The organism is Candidatus Desulfofervidus auxilii (assembly GCF_001577525.1).
GTDB lineage: Bacteria > Desulfobacterota > Desulfofervidia > Desulfofervidales > Desulfofervidaceae > Desulfofervidus > Desulfofervidus auxilii.
The window spans coordinates 1,045,672-1,061,920 of the sequence record NZ_CP013015.1 but is presented as its reverse complement, the minus strand read 5'-3'; the positions used below and the strand labels follow the sequence as shown (position 1 = coordinate 1,061,920).

The 16,249-nt window shown below is 41.6% G+C and carries 15 protein-coding genes and 2 pseudogenes; 6 read left to right on the top strand and 11 right to left on the bottom strand.

The genetic code is table 11. The features are described from left to right. Positions 1-373 precede the first annotated feature (373 nt). Both HS1_RS05450 and HS1_RS05445 read left to right on the top strand, forming a co-directional pair. Positions 374-1,816, top strand: a complete 1,443-nt coding sequence (locus HS1_RS05450; RefSeq protein WP_066062042.1) for an RtcB family protein — start codon at positions 374-376, stop codon at positions 1,814-1,816. A 3-nt stretch (positions 1,817-1,819) separates the two neighbouring features. Next, positions 1,820-2,737, top strand: a complete 918-nt coding sequence (locus HS1_RS05445) for a YifB family Mg chelatase-like AAA ATPase (RefSeq protein ID WP_066062039.1) — start codon at positions 1,820-1,822, stop codon at positions 2,735-2,737. Here the strand turns inward: HS1_RS05445 and HS1_RS05440 are convergent. The 3 genes from HS1_RS05440 to HS1_RS05435 form a co-directional block, all read right to left on the bottom strand. Next, positions 2,708-4,273 carry a recombinase family protein gene (locus HS1_RS05440; protein ID WP_066062036.1) on the bottom strand — a complete coding sequence of 522 codons (1,566 nt, stop codon included), beginning with the start codon at positions 4,271-4,273 and terminating at the stop codon, positions 2,708-2,710. The genes HS1_RS05445 and HS1_RS05440 overlap by 30 nt on opposite strands. Next, positions 4,239-4,448, bottom strand: a complete 210-nt coding sequence (locus tag HS1_RS13110; protein ID WP_156469405.1) for a hypothetical protein — start codon at positions 4,446-4,448, stop codon at positions 4,239-4,241. Before HS1_RS13110 ends, HS1_RS05440 begins: the two co-directional genes overlap by 35 nt. Before the next feature lie 153 nt (positions 4,449-4,601). Further along, positions 4,602-5,873 (bottom strand): RNA-guided endonuclease InsQ/TnpB family protein, encoded by a 1,272-nt coding sequence (locus HS1_RS05435; RefSeq protein WP_082757648.1) that lies wholly within the window; start codon positions 5,871-5,873, stop codon positions 4,602-4,604. A gap of 29 nt (positions 5,874-5,902) precedes the next feature. Between HS1_RS05435 and tnpA (HS1_RS05430) the strand changes: the two genes are divergently transcribed. After that, entirely contained in the window at positions 5,903-6,301 is a 399-nt protein-coding gene (tnpA, locus tag HS1_RS05430) for an IS200/IS605 family transposase (protein WP_066062030.1), read from the top strand. Between the two features lie 117 nt (positions 6,302-6,418). Here the strand turns inward: tnpA (HS1_RS05430) and HS1_RS05425 are convergent, their stop codons facing one another. Beyond that, the gene (locus tag HS1_RS05425) at positions 6,419-6,946 is read right to left on the bottom strand and encodes a hypothetical protein (protein ID WP_066062028.1); all 528 of its coding nucleotides are present in this window, start codon (positions 6,944-6,946) and stop codon (positions 6,419-6,421) included. A 199-nt stretch (positions 6,947-7,145) separates the two neighbouring features. Here HS1_RS05425 and HS1_RS13960 point away from each other — a divergent pair. Further along, positions 7,146-7,232: pseudogene (locus HS1_RS13960) on the top strand (hypothetical protein); the annotation flags it as partial. 220 nt (positions 7,233-7,452) lie between these two features. On the opposite strand, the gene HS1_RS05415 reads toward HS1_RS13960, so the two are convergent. The 5 genes from HS1_RS05415 to HS1_RS05395 all read right to left on the bottom strand — a co-directional run bounded on the left by HS1_RS05415 (position 7,453) and on the right by HS1_RS05395 (position 12,895). Further along, positions 7,453-8,697 (bottom strand): hypothetical protein, encoded by a 1,245-nt coding sequence (locus HS1_RS05415; protein WP_216638275.1) that lies wholly within the window; start codon positions 8,695-8,697, stop codon positions 7,453-7,455. Then, entirely contained in the window at positions 8,694-8,912 is a 219-nt protein-coding gene (locus tag HS1_RS05410) for a hypothetical protein (protein WP_066062023.1), read from the bottom strand. The genes HS1_RS05415 and HS1_RS05410 overlap by 4 nt, the downstream gene beginning before the upstream one ends. A gap of 120 nt (positions 8,913-9,032) precedes the next feature. Then, positions 9,033-11,810, bottom strand: a complete 2,778-nt coding sequence (locus HS1_RS05405) for an ATP-dependent DNA helicase (protein WP_082757646.1) — start codon at positions 11,808-11,810, stop codon at positions 9,033-9,035. Positions 11,811-12,258: 448 nt separating this feature from the next. Then, positions 12,259-12,447, bottom strand: coding sequence for an integrase core domain-containing protein (locus HS1_RS12825; RefSeq protein WP_082757645.1), 189 nt, complete (start codon positions 12,445-12,447; stop codon positions 12,259-12,261). A 229-nt stretch (positions 12,448-12,676) separates the two neighbouring features. After that, the gene (locus tag HS1_RS05395; RefSeq protein WP_066062016.1) at positions 12,677-12,895 is read right to left on the bottom strand and encodes a DUF2283 domain-containing protein; all 219 of its coding nucleotides are present in this window, start codon (positions 12,893-12,895) and stop codon (positions 12,677-12,679) included. Between the two features lie 767 nt (positions 12,896-13,662). On the opposite strand from HS1_RS05395, the gene HS1_RS05385 reads away from it, so the two are divergent. Beyond that, positions 13,663-13,914: a hypothetical protein gene (locus tag HS1_RS05385; RefSeq protein WP_066062010.1), complete on the top strand. Its 252-nt coding sequence runs from the start codon at positions 13,663-13,665 to the stop codon at positions 13,912-13,914. Beyond that, positions 13,901-14,164, top strand: a pseudogene (gene tnpA, locus HS1_RS05380) (IS200/IS605 family transposase); the annotation flags it as partial. The gene HS1_RS05385 and the pseudogene tnpA (HS1_RS05380), both read left to right, overlap by 14 nt. Before the next feature lie 130 nt (positions 14,165-14,294). Here tnpA (HS1_RS05380) and HS1_RS05375 read toward each other — a convergent pair. Together HS1_RS05375 and tnpA (HS1_RS05370) are read right to left on the bottom strand one after the other, a co-directional pair. After that, positions 14,295-15,611: an RNA-guided endonuclease InsQ/TnpB family protein gene (locus HS1_RS05375; RefSeq protein ID WP_066061534.1), complete on the bottom strand. Its 1,317-nt coding sequence runs from the start codon at positions 15,609-15,611 to the stop codon at positions 14,295-14,297. After that, positions 15,586-15,993, bottom strand: coding sequence for an IS200/IS605 family transposase (gene tnpA / locus HS1_RS05370; RefSeq protein ID WP_066062007.1), 408 nt, complete (start codon positions 15,991-15,993; stop codon positions 15,586-15,588). Before tnpA (HS1_RS05370) ends, HS1_RS05375 begins: the two co-directional genes overlap by 26 nt. Positions 15,994-16,249: the final 256 nt, after the last annotated feature.

The following is a 16,249-nucleotide window of genomic DNA, read 5'->3' as shown; positions in this document are numbered from 1 at the left end:
AGAAATTCCCAATTTCCAGTTCCTAATTCCCAATTCTAACGTGCCAACGTTCTAACGTGCAAACGTGTAAACGTGTAAACTTGCCAACTTTCCAACTTGCAACTTTGTAATGCCTCAATCAAAAAGAAGACTAGAATTGACTAGAGACTAAGGACTAGGGACTAAGGACTAAGCACGTCTCATCGTGTAACCGTGCTAACGTTCCAATTTGACAGAAGGCGATTTTGCATTTTTCAATTTGCATTTTGCATTGAGCCATCCTGCCTGTCGGCAGACAGGTGCGCTTAACATTTGGATCTCCGTTAAAATTACTTTGAGAAGTCCTATTAGCCATGGGCTTGCCTTTCTTCATCTCCCATGCTAACTTGTAAGTATGGAAATCACCCTAAGACAAATAGATAAATATCGGTTTCTTATCCCTAAACAGGGTAATATGTATACCGATGGAATAATCTATACTACCTCTGAAATGTTAGAATTAATAAAAAATGACCAGAGTTTAAAGCAAGTGGCCAATGTGGCCTGTCTTCCAGGGATTGTAGGACCTTCTTTGGCCATGCCTGATATTCACGAAGGCTATGGATTTCCTATTGGAGGTGTAGCTGCCTTTGATTTAGAAACAGGCATTATCAGCCCAGGGGGAGTGGGTTATGACATCAATTGTGGTGTTCGCCTATTGAGGTCTAACCTAGTTAAAGAAGATATAATCCCTGTGATTGAAAAATTAGTAGATACCCTATTTTTTAACATTCCTACAGGGGTTGGTTCAAGAAGGAAGGATTTCAAATTAAACCAGACAGAATTAAAGGCTGTGCTTAAAAATGGGGCAAAATGGGCCATAAAACAAGGCTTTGGTTGGTCAACAGATTTAGAGCATATTGAAGCAGGAGGTTGTTTGCCCCAAGCCAATCCTGAATTTGTTTCTAATAAGGCCTTAGAAAGAGGAAAGGCTCAATTAGGCACTCTGGGCTCAGGCAATCACTTTGTGGAAGTGGGATATGTGGAAGAGATTTATGATGAAAAGATAGCCGATGCTATGGGGCTTTTTAAAAATCAAGTCACAGTCATTATTCACACGGGATCAAGAGGTCTGGGTCATCAAGTCTGTGATGACCATATAAAGGTCATGTTAAAGGCCGCAGCTAAATATGGGATTTCTTTACCGGATAAACAGCTTTGTTGTGCTCCTATTTCATCCCCTGAAGGTCAGAAGTATCTGGCAGCTATGGCTGCAGCAGCTAATTTTGCCTTTACCAATCGCCAGATGATTACCCATTGGGTGAGGGAAAGTTTTGAACAATTCTTTAAGGATTCAGCAGAAGAATTAGGCTTAGACTTAATTTATGATGTATGTCATAATATTGCCAAGATAGAAACCCATATTTATCAAGGGGAAAATAAACGCCTGTGTATCCATCGGAAAGGGGCTACCAGGGCCTTTGCCCCAGGGCATCCTGAAGTTCCTGCTGCCTACCGTGAAATCGGTCAGCCAGTGCTTATTCCTGGAGATATGGGCAGATATTCTTATGTATTAATTGGGACTAAAAAGGCTATGGAAGAAACCTTTGGCAGCACTTGCCATGGAGCCGGTAGGGTGATGAGTAGGCATCAAGCTATCAAAATGGCCAAAGGAAGAAATATAGCTAAAGAAATGCGACAAAAAGGCATTTATGTCCGAGGTGCAGGTAGATATACATTAATTGAAGAAATCTCTGAGGCCTATAAAGATGTAACTGATGTAATTGAGGTTGTTCACAATGCAGGTATCAGCAAAAAAGTGGCAAGACTCAAACCCATGGGAGTAATTAAAGGATGAGAAATGCTGGCCAAAATATTGAGCAGTGCCCTCTCTGGCATTGATGCTTATCAAGTAGAGGTAGAAGTAGACATACAGCATGGATTACCTGCTTGGACTACAGTAGGGTTACCTGACACTGTAGTTAAAGAAAGCAAAGACCGCATTCGGGCCGCCATAAAAAATTGTGGTTATCAATTTCCAGTAGATAAGGTCACGGTTAATCTTGCCCCAGCCTCACAAAAAAAAGAAGGTTCCTCCTTTGACTTACCTATTGCCTTGGGTATCCTGGCGGCTAGTGGCCAAATAAAACCAAAAAAATTAAAGGAATATATGTTTCTAGGTGAGCTCTCTCTTGATGGACATATCAAATCTGTAAGGGGTGTCCTTCCGGTAGCCTTATTGGCTAAAAAAAATAAATTAAAGGGTGTAATTATTCCCAAGGCCAATATGGCTGAAGCAGCAGTCATCCCTCAAATAGAGGTAATACCTGCTGAAAATCTTTCACAAGTAGTGGAGTTTTTAAATGGGCTTACAGAAATACCTCAAGTAAGAATTGATCAGGAGGAAATATTTAAACAAGAATATAACTATGAAGTGGATTTTCAGGAAGTAAAGGGACAGGCTCATGCCAAGCGTGCCTTAGAAATAGCGGCTGCTGGGGGACACAATGTCTTAATGATTGGCCCTCCAGGCACAGGGAAAACCATGCTTGCCCGGCGTTTACCTACCATTTTACCTCCTATAAGATTTGAGGAGGCCCTAGAAACCACCCGCATTTACAGTGTAGCGGGCCTTTTACCACCTGGTCAAGCCTTGATTACTAAACGCCCCTTCCGTGCCCCTCATCACACCATCTCAGATGCAGGTCTCATTGGAGGAGGACAAACCCCAAGGCCTGGGGAAGCTACTTTAGCCCATAATGGGATGCTGTTTCGTTAAAGAGGCGCACTCACTTTCCTGTTTAAAAACGGGCACCTGCACCTTGTAACTAAGGGTTCCATCTTCCTCAAGCACCACTTCACTAAAGACCTTCCTTAGCAATTCTCTCCTTTCTTCCTCATTTGCCTCCGATACTATATCTCCAAGCATTCTGAGAACCTCTGTAATTTCCCTGGATCTCTCGGGAATGGACTCCTGCATGGCAAGGTCAGCTTCCACCTCAGTCTTTCTCTGCCTTTTTACCGCAAGCTCTAATTCTACTCTTTCCAGCCTTGACTTCAAATTAGAAACTTCTTCTTTTGTATTTGCGAATTCAAACAGGTCCCAGAGCCTCCGCTTCCGCTGTGAAAGATCCAGAATATCTTTTTCCAGCCTCAGGAGTTTCTCCCGCAGTTCATCACTGTGCGAACGGCTTTCCTTCATAAGGCTAAAAACAACCTCGGGTGTGGTGATTATTCTTTCAAACATGGCCCATACCTGGGTTTCAATCTCATCCACCCTCTTCCATTTAAGAGGACATGGTTTTATATCCTTTAACCTGGCAAACTTTCTGTTGGCACATATATAATAGTAATATTTCCTCCCCGAAGGTTTTACCGCAAGCTGTATGTTCAGGGGTGCACCGCATATTCCACACTTGATAAGACCATAGGTAGGAAACTTTTCCCTGGTAGTCTTATAGTACCTGTGCACTTCATTCCTGAGCTTAAGGACTCTCTTTGCTTCAAACTCTGATATTATAGGGGGGTGGAGGCCTTTTGCTAAGGGTTTTCTCATTCTGTCTGCACGCCTTGAATGCCTGTGTTTATCTTTGTAATCTTCAAGTATCCAACCGGCATAGAACATAGCCCTGTCCAGTATCGGGCCAACAACCGAGTCTGTTGTGTTTAGCCTTTTTGCTATAGTTTTTACTGAATGGCCAGCAAGATAGAGGTCAAATATCTCCCTTATCTCATCCGCAGAGAAAATAGTGTACTTCCTACCTTTGTGCTTTCCAAACCTGACTTCCCTGGTTTCCCTGAGCACCAGGTTTTTGCCTTCCCATCTGTAGCCTGAAGGTTCTACTACGCCCCAGAAGAATCCCTGCCGCTTCTTCTCCTTCACAACTCTTTTGACTCTTTCTTTTATCTTCTTTCTTTCCCATCCAGCCATCAGGGATTCAAGGCTGGAAAAAAACCAGTCCGAGGAGTTGCTCAGGTCCGAAATCCTACCTCCCAGGGTAGCGAGTTTGACATGGGTGGTTATAAGAACCTGCTGAAGCCTGCCCATATCTACCAGGTTGTCTGGTCTTGCCAGCCTATCTACGTCTGTGACAACTATGACATCTATTTTCCTCCGCTGTGCAAGACTGAGCAGCCTGCTGAATGCAGGCCTTTCCTCAAAAAGACTTCCAGAATAACCATCGTCCACCAGAATTTCAACAACTTCCCAATTGTTCTTCTGGCAGAGTTCAACACAGAGTTTCTTCTGGGTTGGCAGGGAATATTTCTCTGCCTGCTTCTCAGTGGATACCCTTGCGTATACCGCCGCTCTCATATCCTAATTTTGGCTTCCAGGAGTGGATTATGTCAAGAACTTTTTTTACTTCCGGGTGTTCTTTCTGCAGGGGAGTGAGTATTTCCTCAATTTCTGTAATCTGTTTGAGCTTCCTGGTTTGTATTCTTAAGTATATTTTTTGTATGGAATCCTTCATATTTTCCTTCCCTGCCATCTATTTTTGTTGATTTCTCAGGAAAGTTTCAATAGAGGGAAAAGGGTCATTTGGGGGTTTCTAGTGCACAGAAATATGGGAAAAATTTTTATTTGGTGTAACTTTGTAAATTCTTGACTTCTCCACACGACTGAAGTCGTGGGATTCTTCAGGTCATACTGCCTGAAGAACCTGAGACACATATCTCAGGGATCTGGCACGTGGCAACCACAAGTGTTTGTTCCATTCATGGGTTACCCATGCCGGGGTGGCCTTCACCCCGTCCCCATAGCCAGGGGTGTTTTTTAAGAGAATGTTTATTGCAGCATTCACATCTGCATGGTATCTGCCATGTTCAGGACAGACTACTACTGATCTGACAGGTCTTTTGACTTCTTTGCCACACATGTTGCAGACGTCAGATGTTGCCTGTTCATCTACTCTCTTAAGTTCAATATCTCTTCTTGTGCAGTGTTTCTCAAGTATGTTTAGCACTCTGTCAAAACTCCAGAAGTTGTGCACAAGAGCGTTATTTTTTCCAAACTGCATCTCTTCCCTGCACCCTTTGGGGTAGCCGACAGCAAAGTGTGTCACCTTTTCTCTTTTAAGGATTAAAGCTACCTTCCTTGCAAGAGCCTCAAGTCCATGTTCAACCCTCAACTTTCTCATACGATATAGTCTTTTGAGCTGTCGGCTTGTCTTAAGCCCCTGTGCAGAAAGTCTTGACTGCTCCCTTGCTATCCGTCTTGTCCAGTATTTGTAGTCTTTCCACAGTTCTCTTGCGCTGAATACATGAGCAATCTTGCTTCCTTCAATAACCACCGCTATGGCTCTCTTTGCTCCTATGTCACCCGAGGCATATTTTACAGGCTTTTGCTTTCTCCTTGGTTTGCTGATCTCAACTGTTATATGGGCATACCATCTGGTTCTTGCTCTGTCATATTTGAGCTCACATGTCTTAAGTATTCCCCGATACCTCAATATTCCCTTACATCCGATGCAGAGCCTTCCATTTCTGAGATCCGAGGGTAGGGTTATGCTGAAAATACCACCTGAGAGCGAGTATGTCCTGAGGGACTTGATTGGTATAAAGTCAAATGGCCTTTTGCCTGTTTTTCTATCCTTGCGGTATCTGGGAAGTCCCGGCCTGTCCATGGGCTTCCCGGATTTTTGAAGCTTCACAAGCCTGAAGTATGAAGTCCATGCCTTTGACAGTTTCTTAAGCACCTCCTGGGCTATGTCAGAGGGAAGGAATCTGTAGTTCTCATCGGTTTTAAGTATTGAGCAGAGTTTTGCGTATGAGGGAACGGCTTTTCCCTTCACCAGATTCTGCCTACAAAGGAAATTTGCTGCGTTCCATAGCCTTGATACCCTGTCACCTATGACCATCAAAAGCTCATTCTGCCTTTTATCCGGGACCAGGCGTATGATATTTGTCCTTTTCATAATGATTAAAGTATAGTATATTGAAGTCTATGAGTCAAGGCTATAAACATAAATATACTTCAGTCTATCTTATTAACTATCACTTCATATGGATTCCGAGGAGACGCCGACCTGTGCTGAAAGGAGCGGTTAAGAGACGTCTGAGAGAATTGATAGAAGTGGAGGCCAGAAAGCTCGGGCTTGAAATACTGGCTCTGGAGATTCAGCCTGATCATGTTCATCTCTTTGTTAATTCTCCTCCTGATATGGCGCCGAACCAGATCATGTTTAGGATAAAGGGATACACAGCGAGGGTTTTAAGAGAGGAGTTTCCCTGGTTGAAAAGGCTTCCAAGTATGTGGACCAGGAGCTATTTTGTATCCACGGCAGGTAGCGTTTCATCTGACACAATCAGAAAATATATCGAGAGGCAGAGCACAACAGCCTGAATTGCACCCGCCGTTCCTCCCACGACTCAAGCCGTGGGCTTCCCGGCGGTGGTTTTTGTGAACTACCCCTCCCTTACGGAAGGGGATTTCCCGGCGGAGAAGTTAAAAATATTAAAATCAAAGCAGTCTCAATTTTTTCAAAAGCCTTTCAATCCTGACACACTGGCTGACTATCGGCCCGTGCTTAAATGGATAGATCCTCGCAGATTCCAGAGAAATATAATGGTTTTCGTATCGTTTCTTCCAGAGAGGAAAATTATTTTTGATGTCTTCTCTTAAACACTCAGCCTCGTAACCGTTTGTTTTTACATCGTTTACTCTTATTATCAATTCTCCTTTAGGATGTGTGTTAACCACTATCCATTCTTCTTCGGGAGAATGCAAATCTTTCTCATAGCCTGAAAGTGCAACCGTTTCTGACCAGATTAGAATATTTTTTATAGGAACTTCCACCTCGTAAATCACGCCTCCGTTTTTGTATCCTGACACAGTGGAATAAGCTGCGAGGGTGTCTGTCTGAATGCGAAACTCGTTTTTGCCTTCTTCTTTTGCTTTTTCGCATAGAAACACGATTTTTTGAGCGTATTCCCATTTAACACCTCTGAAAAGCCTCACCCGGTTACTTTCAAATTCTACTTTTCCCACGTGTGCAATTCTGTCTGTATAGGTCTGTAAAACATACTGCGTGTGTTCGTAAAGCCGTTTGAGATCATAAAGGCTTCTTTCTGTATCTGACTGTTTGAGTTTTGCGAAAAAACCTTCGGTCAGTTCTTTAACTCTTAAAAAACTCTGGCTCAGTGGAGACAGCGTTCTGTCTCTATAACCAGGATACCTCTTAGACAGGCTATTGCACCATTCAGAGATATTTTTATTGCGAGGGGAGAGCTATCGGATGAAGCGAAAGATGGAAAAAGGAGGTGGGGAAAACTAATGGCCAAAAAATAGGCGGTAGCGGCATGGGGGCTAGCCCCCATGGATTGACTCTAAAACACAGATTTAGGTAGCCTTGAGGGTGAGGGAATTCTAGTGTCCATTACTTGGGAATTTTAAATGACCAATGACACCTGGGGCATTAACAACATTTGCCACTTTTTCCGCTTTTAATAAGCTTAGGCAAAAAAGACGGCAAGGCAATGCCTTACTGTCTAAATTTATTTTTTAATAATTAAATCTTCTGGAATTTCAAACTTACTAACTTCTTTAGACATTGAATGTGTCTTGCACCACTCTGCAAATTCCAAAATAAATTCAACTGGTGGAAGCTTCAACTGCCGTTTATCCCACGGCAATTGGTAATATTCCCTGCTTTTTGTTACAATTTTGCACAAAACTAATTTTTTGCCTATTTTTAAACCATAGTAGTATTTTGTTTCAGTAATTGTGATATCTTCTTTTATTCCCTTTTCTCTTAGTTCTTTTCTTATTTTTTCTAGCCCATTTTCTTTTTCATCCATATTTCTTTCCCATCTCTGCAACTTAGGTTCATTTTTAACTATCTTTTTTCCTTTTATTAAATGAAAGTTTTTCTCACACAGTCCATTCACTCTACAAATTGCACATTTTGCGCTATCATAGCAAAAGCCATAATTTTTTGCTTCCGTCTTGGAGCAATAGGTATAGATGCCTTTATTTATTTCTCTCAGAGTAAAGGGAAGTTCTAGTTTTCTTAAGAATCTGACAGCACCATCATTGTCAAATGAGGAAAGAAATTTAGCTATGCCTGTTACTTTAAAGAAGTGCTGATTGGCTGAATCAAATTTATAGAGATTTGAAGCAAACCTTGCCTGTTGAATATCCCCTAAAATATAATTAAACATATCTTCACCAATGCCATAAAGCTCTTCCCAAGGCTTTTTTATCTTCTTAAATCTCTCCCATTCTTGTGTATCTGTCGAAAGAAGCTCTGCATCAGATATTTCTTTAACTTTTTTAAATTCAGCAAACTTCCTTTTTAAATAATGGCCAAAATCCCCATCATAGTGCTTTAAAAGGTAACTACAGCAAACTAGCATGCACCATATTTTATTCCAGAAAACCCTCCCTGGACTGCCTATTCTTTTTTCTAAAAAGTCTTTTACAGATTCATAAAAGAGAACGCCAGTTTTTCCATATTTCCCATCTTTTAGATTGAGGTAAAATTCAGCATTCAGTGAGCCAGCATATTCTCTGTCATATTTCCGAGCATCATCAAGGATAGAGCCAATTTTTTCTATTGAGTAAATGTCTTTTTGTTCCAGCAACTTACAGAATTTAAAACAGTGAAATCCACCTTGCTCAAAACCTCTTTCTATAAAGACTTGGTTAATATTCTCCCACTCTGCGGTATATTGCCTCCAGCGAGGTTCTGTCTTTTTTACCACATAGAAAATGATTTCTTTTGCTTGGTTTGTAGTCATTGTTTCTTTTTCACATCCTGACTGGCATATTTTTCTAAAATTTTCCTTGTTTGATGGTCATTTAGAGCATTTTTAGACTTCAAAAGGCGAACGAGTTCCTCTTTTTCTGTTATTTCTCTTGGTGAGTTGGAACTTGGCAACTCTTCTTCCCTGAATAGTTGGGGAAAGAAATGCCTAAACCAAGAACCTAGGAACCACAAACTCCCAAAATCCATAACTCCCTCCTTAGAATTCCATTTATTTCTCGTGTTCTTTCTAAAAGCTTTCCTCCCATCTTACGCTCCTGAAGCCATTTTTGATAGCCTTAATAAACATGTATGAACTTTAAGATAAATTCAACCAGCCCTTCTGATCCTCCTTTTAGCGACCTTTGTGTCAATCAGTGATGCTTCGACTACTGGCTTTTTCTGCCATTTGCATATCTCGCTATAATCACATTTTTTGCAGAACTTTCCCGGATTTGGGGTGAATTTACCATTGAGGATGCCTTCAATGCAGTTTTCAGCGATTTTCCTTGCAGCCTCAACCTCGTTTTCTCCAACGGTTACTGGCTGGACCTCGGCCTCCTCTAAGTATGCAAGGGATGCCCGGGTGACAGGAGTCCCAGTCTTGCGGAGCCCCAGGGTGTACAACCTGACCTGCAGGGCTGATTGTTCTGGAGTTGTTACCTCATCGGATGTTTTGTAGTCCCTTATTTCTATATCATTTTCATCCCTGAGAATGACATCAACCTTACCTGTGATTGTTGCTCTCTGGACCGGAAACTCCAGCCTTGCTTCGACTTCCTTTATCTTAGTCATATCCTTATTGTGTTTTCTTACAAACTTTTTCAGTGTGTTCACTGCCTTTTCCTGCATTTTTTCTCTCACCTTCCCGCCGGCGTATGGAAGGTGGAATTTGTCTCTCACCACCTTTTCTACACTCTGTTCGGGATTAGCTCCACATTTTATCATGTCTGAGGCACACCTGAGGCAGTAGTGGAGGCTTTTTCCATAGCCAAGTGGAGTAACAAGTTCCGGCTTGTAGTGCCAGATTTCCCTCAGCCGGTAAAAATACGGACATTTTAAATATGTTATGATCTCCCCTGCTGCAAAAGTCTGGATTTCTTTCTCTTCATGGCTTGGACTAATTTCTATCATGGGAAGATTGTAGTTGGAGTCCGCTTCGTTGAGCAGCCCGTGTATGGACTCAATAAATAAACTTCTTGAACAGGAGTTGTTTATTCGCTTAAAGTAGCTCAGGCATAACAAATCTTTTGCTCTTGTAATCGCAACATAAAAAAGCCGTCTTTCGTCATCCGTTTCACCTTCGTATCTCCTAACATCAAACATATTCCTGGGCAAAAACCATTCCTGGGAACGTCCGGTTTTGCTTGAAGGAAACCTACGTGAGACGAGGCAGGGAATAAACACTACTGGCCATTCAAGGCCTTTTGCTTGGTGGATGGTCATGATTTGTACTGCATCAATGCCTCTGATGTCTTCGCTTGGCTGTTCCTCATAGGCTCCTGATGCATAGCTGTTCATATACCAGCACAGCCCCCTAATTGCTGAGAACCAGTCTGGCTTGCTGCCACCAAACCTGATTGATGACTCGTAATCAGCAAGCAGGGTGCTGAATCTTCCGAGATTAGCCATGATGGCAGCATGCATTCGGTTGTGGGGGTCAAGGTTAACATAACCCAAAATAGTAAGAAGACGTTGATAAATCTGTGTAAAATTGCTGAATTGTCCTTTAAGAACCTTCTCCTTCCATTCCAGCAGTTTCTTCCTTTCATGGCGAGATAGGGGTATGCCTGTAACGGTTTCCCAACTCTGGAGGCCTGTTTTGAAAAGCTCACTCCCTGTGGTTCTTTCACTCCACTTCCAAGGATTTTCTATCCAGAAGCCATCATCCCATACCCAGGCAAAAAGCTTTCCCACTGCCCGAGCCTCATCCCTTCTGAACAGACCTACCTTTCCGCCAACGAGGTAGGGAATATTTCTTTCCCTCATAATATCTATAAAAGGACCCCCAGAAGTAGTGACGCTTCGCAAGAGTATGGCAATATCGCTGTACTTGCAGTGCCCGCTGTTTACGTAGTTCTCTATCTGCGATATAATCCATTTCGCTTCTTCTTGAGGTGTATGGTGTTCAACTTTTGCACACAGACCGCTACATTTTTTGGTCGGTTCGATATGCTTGTATTGAGCTCTCTGAAACGTGTCCGCAAAGGCATTGGCGATCTTGACTATATGTTTGCTACTTCTTCTGTTCTCACTGATGAATATTGTCTCACATTCAGGGAATATCTTTACAAAGTTTTCAAAGCAGGTTTCGTCAGAACCCCTCCACTGGTAGATACTTTGCCTTGGATCACCAACTATAAACACATTGGCCTGCTTTGCTATGGAGACTATTAACTTTTCTTGAGCTCTGTTGATATCTTGGTACTCATCTACTATCAGGTGCTGAATATGTTTAATAGGCTCAGGATTTGATGCCAGAATTTTAACTGTCAAAGAAACCATCTGGCCAAATGTCAAGAGTCTGTGCCTCTTTAGGATCTCTTCATAACTCTCTAAGCGCTTGCAGAAATCAGCCGCTTTTTTCTTCAATTTCTTTCTATCAATGAGCTCATCATACACAACGTTCACGGATTTTATAAAATTTTTGCAGTTCTCAGCATACCTTCCTCCTTCACCCAACCCCAATTTCCATCCTTCTCTTAGAACAAATGCCATCTCTTGATTTTCATCCAGGACGTCATGATCTCCATATCCATAATAATCTTCAAGTATGCGCAAACAAAAACCATGTATAGTGCCGATGTGCATCTCTCCGAGCCTATTACACGCCTTTTCCCCTCGTAACTGTTTAACCCGTTCATATATTCTGCTTTTCATGCTCTGGGCCGCTTTCTCCGTGAAAGTGAAAGCAACGATGGAACTAGGATCCACATTATGGTACAAAAGAAGATACGCAATGCGGCGTGTCAATGTTTCTGTTTTCCCGGTTCCAGCACCTGCGATTATTCTCACGTATCTTTTTCCAGAAAGCACTGCTTTCTTTTGCTCGTCCGATAGGGTTTTGGGAGTTTCGATTATCATCTTTAGAGTCTGCTTTTCGTTCATCTCAATTTGCTTAGTGTTTATTTTGGTGCTCATTTCTTATAGCATTTCACGGGACTTTGCGATTTTACTTCAGATGTTGAACATTTATTTTTATCTTGTCAATAACCTGACACGAGCGTAAATCAGGGAAAACAGGAAAACTTCTGCATATCTCTAAAATAGCCATTAATTTCACCTAATAAGGGCGTAAGTATGCCTTAAATAGACTGAGAGAGCAATTTTCGTGCCCAAAAAATAAGTAGAAAATTTACTTTGGTCTTTAGGCAAGATTTGAAATTTCAACAAACTGGAAGGTATTTTTAAGGAGCCAAAATGCACAATCCTGCTCCTTATGTTACAACTTTGTTAAGACCACCCTCTTTCTGCAATTTTTGCTTAGATGTGGTGTTAGATGACTGTAATGACCCCCTTGAGGGTGGACATATTTTAGCCCTTAAGGTAGACGTTATTAAGCAGCCTCCTGACAACAATTTTGATAAAACTTCTTCTCAAATTCAAGTGGACTTAAATAGCCCAAAGCCGAATGTACATATTCACGGTTATACTTTGCAATCCAATCTCTTATTACCTCCTTTGCTTCTGTTAAGCTTGTAAACTCGTGCAGCCAAATAACTTCTTCCTTTATCGTCCATATCATCCCTGCCTGTCGACAGGCAGGCGTTTTATCTCAGCATTTCCCTTGTTCAGTAAGAGTGGTTTTACAAAGACCATGCTTGAATTAGCTAAGAGAGAGAAAAGGATATTTATTCCACCAAGATAAACTTGTCTTCTAGTAGTTAGAAAAAAAGAAGTGTTTTTAAAGAGCTTTATGTGATAAATTTGCACATTATTTTTACCTTTAATAGCAGAAAATTAAAAAATAGGGCTTACGCTACTTTTGCCTTTAATTTTTCTAATATAATATAGGGCTCCTTTTTATCTAAAGATAAATGCTTAGAGGCATTTAAAATTTCTATGCCAATCACTTCTTCGTTTGCTCCTAAGTCTATGGCAACATCCTCTGTGAGTCTAATAGTTGTTACTTCTTTTGCAGACTTAAATTCAATATAAGCTGCATCTACTGAAGAATCATAAGTTATTTTCATAATTTTATTCCTTAAGGTGTTTTCACCTTTTAGGTGTAAGGTAATCTTTCAAAATTGCTTTATTATAGCACACCTGCCTGTTCGGCAGACAGGCTTGCGGGGTTTCTTGTAGGACAAACAAGGATTTGGGGATAAATTATCAATTGACTTATCGTGAACATTGTGATAGGAAAGATTTGTTCTTTTGAAAATTGAATATGGAGTATCTTTACATTTTTTAACTTTCCCGCCGGGAAAGTCCCCTTCCGTAAGGGAGGAGTAGTTCACATTAAAGAAGTGTGAAAACATTAGGTACTTACTTCAATTTTCATCATAATTTTTTGCAAAGTCGGGTTGGTTCTTGGCATGAGCGGCCTTTTGGGATTAAACATTTTTTCGCAAACCTCGGGGATAAAAATGCAGAAAATAGGTTTTCGGAAAAAAGGCAATTCCCCAGCTTTAGGTTGTGCAGAAATGTTGGGAAGTTGTGGTAGCGTTGCACTAATGGTAAGAGTCTGAGGACGATTGAAACTGTTTAAATACCGCAAGTATTTCCATAATTTTTTGTGTTGCACTAATGGTAAGAGTCTGAGGACGATTGAAACTTTAACTCCTTGACTTCTTTTGCCAAATCATTACTTGGTTGCACTAATGGTAAGAGTCTGAGGACGATTGAAACCCAAGAGCTGCCTGCCAGTAGCAGACCGAGAACTCGGTTGCACTAATGGTAAGAGTCTGAGGACGATTGAGCTAAAACTTATGTATCGCCGAAATAAAGGAGCGGGTAGATGCATAAAAGGTTAGCCCAAGAGGTATCAGGCGTTACATTTGCGAAAACACGTTATTATCAGCGCAGCTTATTTTCAGACAAACTAGAACCTATTCCTATTGAGGTCAACCAGGAACCACAAGACGAAGAACTCAGAGTTGATGAAGGTATCTCATTGATAAAAACTGATAGCCTTTCTCAGTTAATGGTATCTGGCTATGGACTGAAACTCAGCAAGAAAAGAGAACGATTACTTGTTAAAAGAATTTAATGGGGAAAGCAATCATGTTCACCTCTTGGTAACATATCCACCAAAAGTAGCTGTATCTAAATTAGTTAATTCGCTGAAAGGAGTATCGTCAAGAAAGCTAAAACAGGTACATCCAGAATTGAGGCAGTTTTACTGGAAAAACGCCCTGTGGTCACCAAGCTATTTTGCAGGTTCTTGTGGCGGAGCTCCCTTGGAAGTCGTAAGAGAGTATATAGAAAACCAGAAAACTCCCGCTACATCACCTACCTAAAGAGGAAGGTGTCTTGCAGGATAAAGAGATAATGGAAGAGAAAATAGACCGTTTAGAAGTAAGAAGAACATGTGAACTACCCCTCCCTTACGGAAGGAGCTTCCGGTAGGTTGCCCACCCGGAAAACCCGCTAGTGGGATTCCTGCTTCAGCGACCGAGCTTGCCCATTCCCGTAGGGATGAGTAGAGGCTCGATCTCCACAGGCGTGACTTCGGACCGCCCCGGCCCTAGGGCTTCTAAAAGGGGTTGTCTCCCTCAAAAATGCTTTCTGTTCGATTACCCTTGCCGCATTGGTATCTCGGTCGAGTTCTATCCCGCAGTACGGGCATTTGTGGATCCTCTCAGCCAAAGCTTTTGGAACGAGAGCATGACAGGCGCTACACTCTTGGCTCGTATATCTTGGATCTACTCTCACTACCTCATTACCCCTGAGCATGACACTCTTATAGGTGGTAAGGGTGATAAGAGTTGCCCATCCTGCATCAAGTATTGCCTTTGCTAAATGATGATTTTTCACCATTCCCCTTATGTTTAGCCTTTCAAAGGCAATAAAGCTGTAGTTTACCACCAGCCATAGGGCCAGTTTGTGTAAAAAATCTCTGCGCTGATTCGCAACTTTCTCGTGTAATCTTGCCAGCCTGATTCTCTGTTTTTCGTAATTCGCTGAACCTTTTTGTTTGCGGGAAAGCCTTTTCTGGGCTCTCTTTATCCGGGCTTCAGACCTGTAGATAAATTTCGGATGTTCTTGATAATTGGTATCAGAAGTGTTAACGATTTTTTTCAGTCCAAGGTCAATGCCTGTAGATTTACCGTTATCCTGAAGTTGAAGCTCTACTGCTTTTTTAAGGGTGATACAGAGATACCACTTACCTGATTTTTCCCGCTTCAGTATAACGGTTTTGGCCTGTTTCCAGTCTAATGGCCTATGTACCCTTATCCTTACCTCACCGAAACCAGGCAGGACAGTTGTGCCAAATTTATTGTTATCCTGTCTGAACTTGATAACTTGTTTTAGCTCTCCCTTTTGCTTCATCCAGACCTGTGGATAGGTGAATGAACGATATTTGGATAGTTTTTTCAGACGAGGATATCCCACCTTGACATGTTTTCCATTCTTCTTTCGTTTTAGGTCCTCAAAAAATTTTTGATAGGCCCTATCCACACGCTGGAGACAGTTCTGCAATAGCTGACTGTGCACTTTTTTCAATGTGGGATCTGAATCTTTGAGCAAGAGCAAGCCATTTTGCTGTTGGCTGTAGGTTATAGTCTTTTTTTCGGTACGATATGCGTTTCTGCGTTCTTTAATGGCTGAATTGTATAGATTACAAAGAGTATATAACCAGCTCTCCGCCTTATATTCCTGGAGGGCTGTTAAGTATGCCCGGTATCTGTGTGTAATCTCAATTATATTATCAGGCTCTTTATTTTTCTTTCTGGGTACTGACATAGTGCTTGATATCCTCTAATTTCACCTGTCCAGTGGATGCGATAAAGTAAGAGTCTGACCAGAATTTTCCAGCCCAAAGATGCTTGCTCATAACATCAGGAAACTCTTTTCTCAGTATCCTTGAGCTTACGGATTTGAGGCTGTTTACAAATTTAGACAGGGTAACAGGCGGTCTGGATGCAAAAAGTATGTGTATATGGTCTTTGTCTGTCTCCTGCTCTATAATTTCTATTCCGAAGCGTTTTGCAACATCTCTAACTATTTCCTTTAGTCTATTATCCAGCACCCCTACCAAAACCTTCTTTCTGTATTTTACGCACATGACGAGGTGGAACTGAAGAGAATAGGCTGAATGACATCCCTTGTCTAACCTGTATTTCATGGGTATTTTTTACCATAGAACTTCACCTGATGTCAACATCCGCCTCTCATCCCCTCCCTTACGGAAGGGGACTTCCCGGCGGAAAAGTTAAAGGCTTCCTGCCTTAAGGTGCTTGAAGAAATTAGAGATATGATTTTGACTCAAAGAATGCCTTATCCCGTAAACCGAAACAGGTGTCTGGAGTGCGAATGTCAAAATTTCTGCCGGGATATCTGGTAAAATTTGTCATTTCATTCCAATTCTTTTAACATTTCTC

Bases quoted from the DNA above. Each gene is read 5' to 3' on its own strand.
- HS1_RS05450 (WP_066062042.1), top strand. From the start codon at position 374: ATGGAAATCACCCTAAGACAAATAGATAAATATCGGTTTCTTATCCCT.
- HS1_RS05445 (WP_066062039.1), top strand. From the start codon at position 1,820: ATGCTGGCCAAAATATTGAGCAGTGCCCTCTCTGGCATTGATGCTTAT.
- HS1_RS05440 (WP_066062036.1), bottom strand. From the start codon at position 4,273: ATGAGAGCGGCGGTATACGCAAGGGTATCCACTGAGAAGCAGGCAGAG.
- HS1_RS13110 (WP_156469405.1), bottom strand. From the start codon at position 4,448: ATGGCAGGGAAGGAAAATATGAAGGATTCCATACAAAAAATATACTTA.
- HS1_RS05435 (WP_082757648.1), bottom strand. From the start codon at position 5,873: ATGAAAAGGACAAATATCATACGCCTGGTCCCGGATAAAAGGCAGAAT.
- tnpA (WP_066062030.1), top strand. From the start codon at position 5,903: ATGAGTCAAGGCTATAAACATAAATATACTTCAGTCTATCTTATTAAC.
- HS1_RS05415 (WP_216638275.1), bottom strand. From the start codon at position 8,697: ATGACTACAAACCAAGCAAAAGAAATCATTTTCTATGTGGTAAAAAAG.
- HS1_RS05410 (WP_066062023.1), bottom strand. From the start codon at position 8,912: ATGGATTTTGGGAGTTTGTGGTTCCTAGGTTCTTGGTTTAGGCATTTC.
- HS1_RS05405 (WP_082757646.1), bottom strand. From the start codon at position 11,810: ATGAACGAAAAGCAGACTCTAAAGATGATAATCGAAACTCCCAAAACC.
- HS1_RS12825 (WP_082757645.1), bottom strand. From the start codon at position 12,447: ATGATATGGACGATAAAGGAAGAAGTTATTTGGCTGCACGAGTTTACA.
- HS1_RS05395 (WP_066062016.1), bottom strand. From the start codon at position 12,895: ATGAAAATAACTTATGATTCTTCAGTAGATGCAGCTTATATTGAATTT.
- HS1_RS05385 (WP_066062010.1), top strand. From the start codon at position 13,663: ATGCATAAAAGGTTAGCCCAAGAGGTATCAGGCGTTACATTTGCGAAA.
- HS1_RS05375 (WP_066061534.1), bottom strand. From the start codon at position 15,611: ATGTCAGTACCCAGAAAGAAAAATAAAGAGCCTGATAATATAATTGAG.
- tnpA (WP_066062007.1), bottom strand. From the start codon at position 15,993: ATGAAATACAGGTTAGACAAGGGATGTCATTCAGCCTATTCTCTTCAG.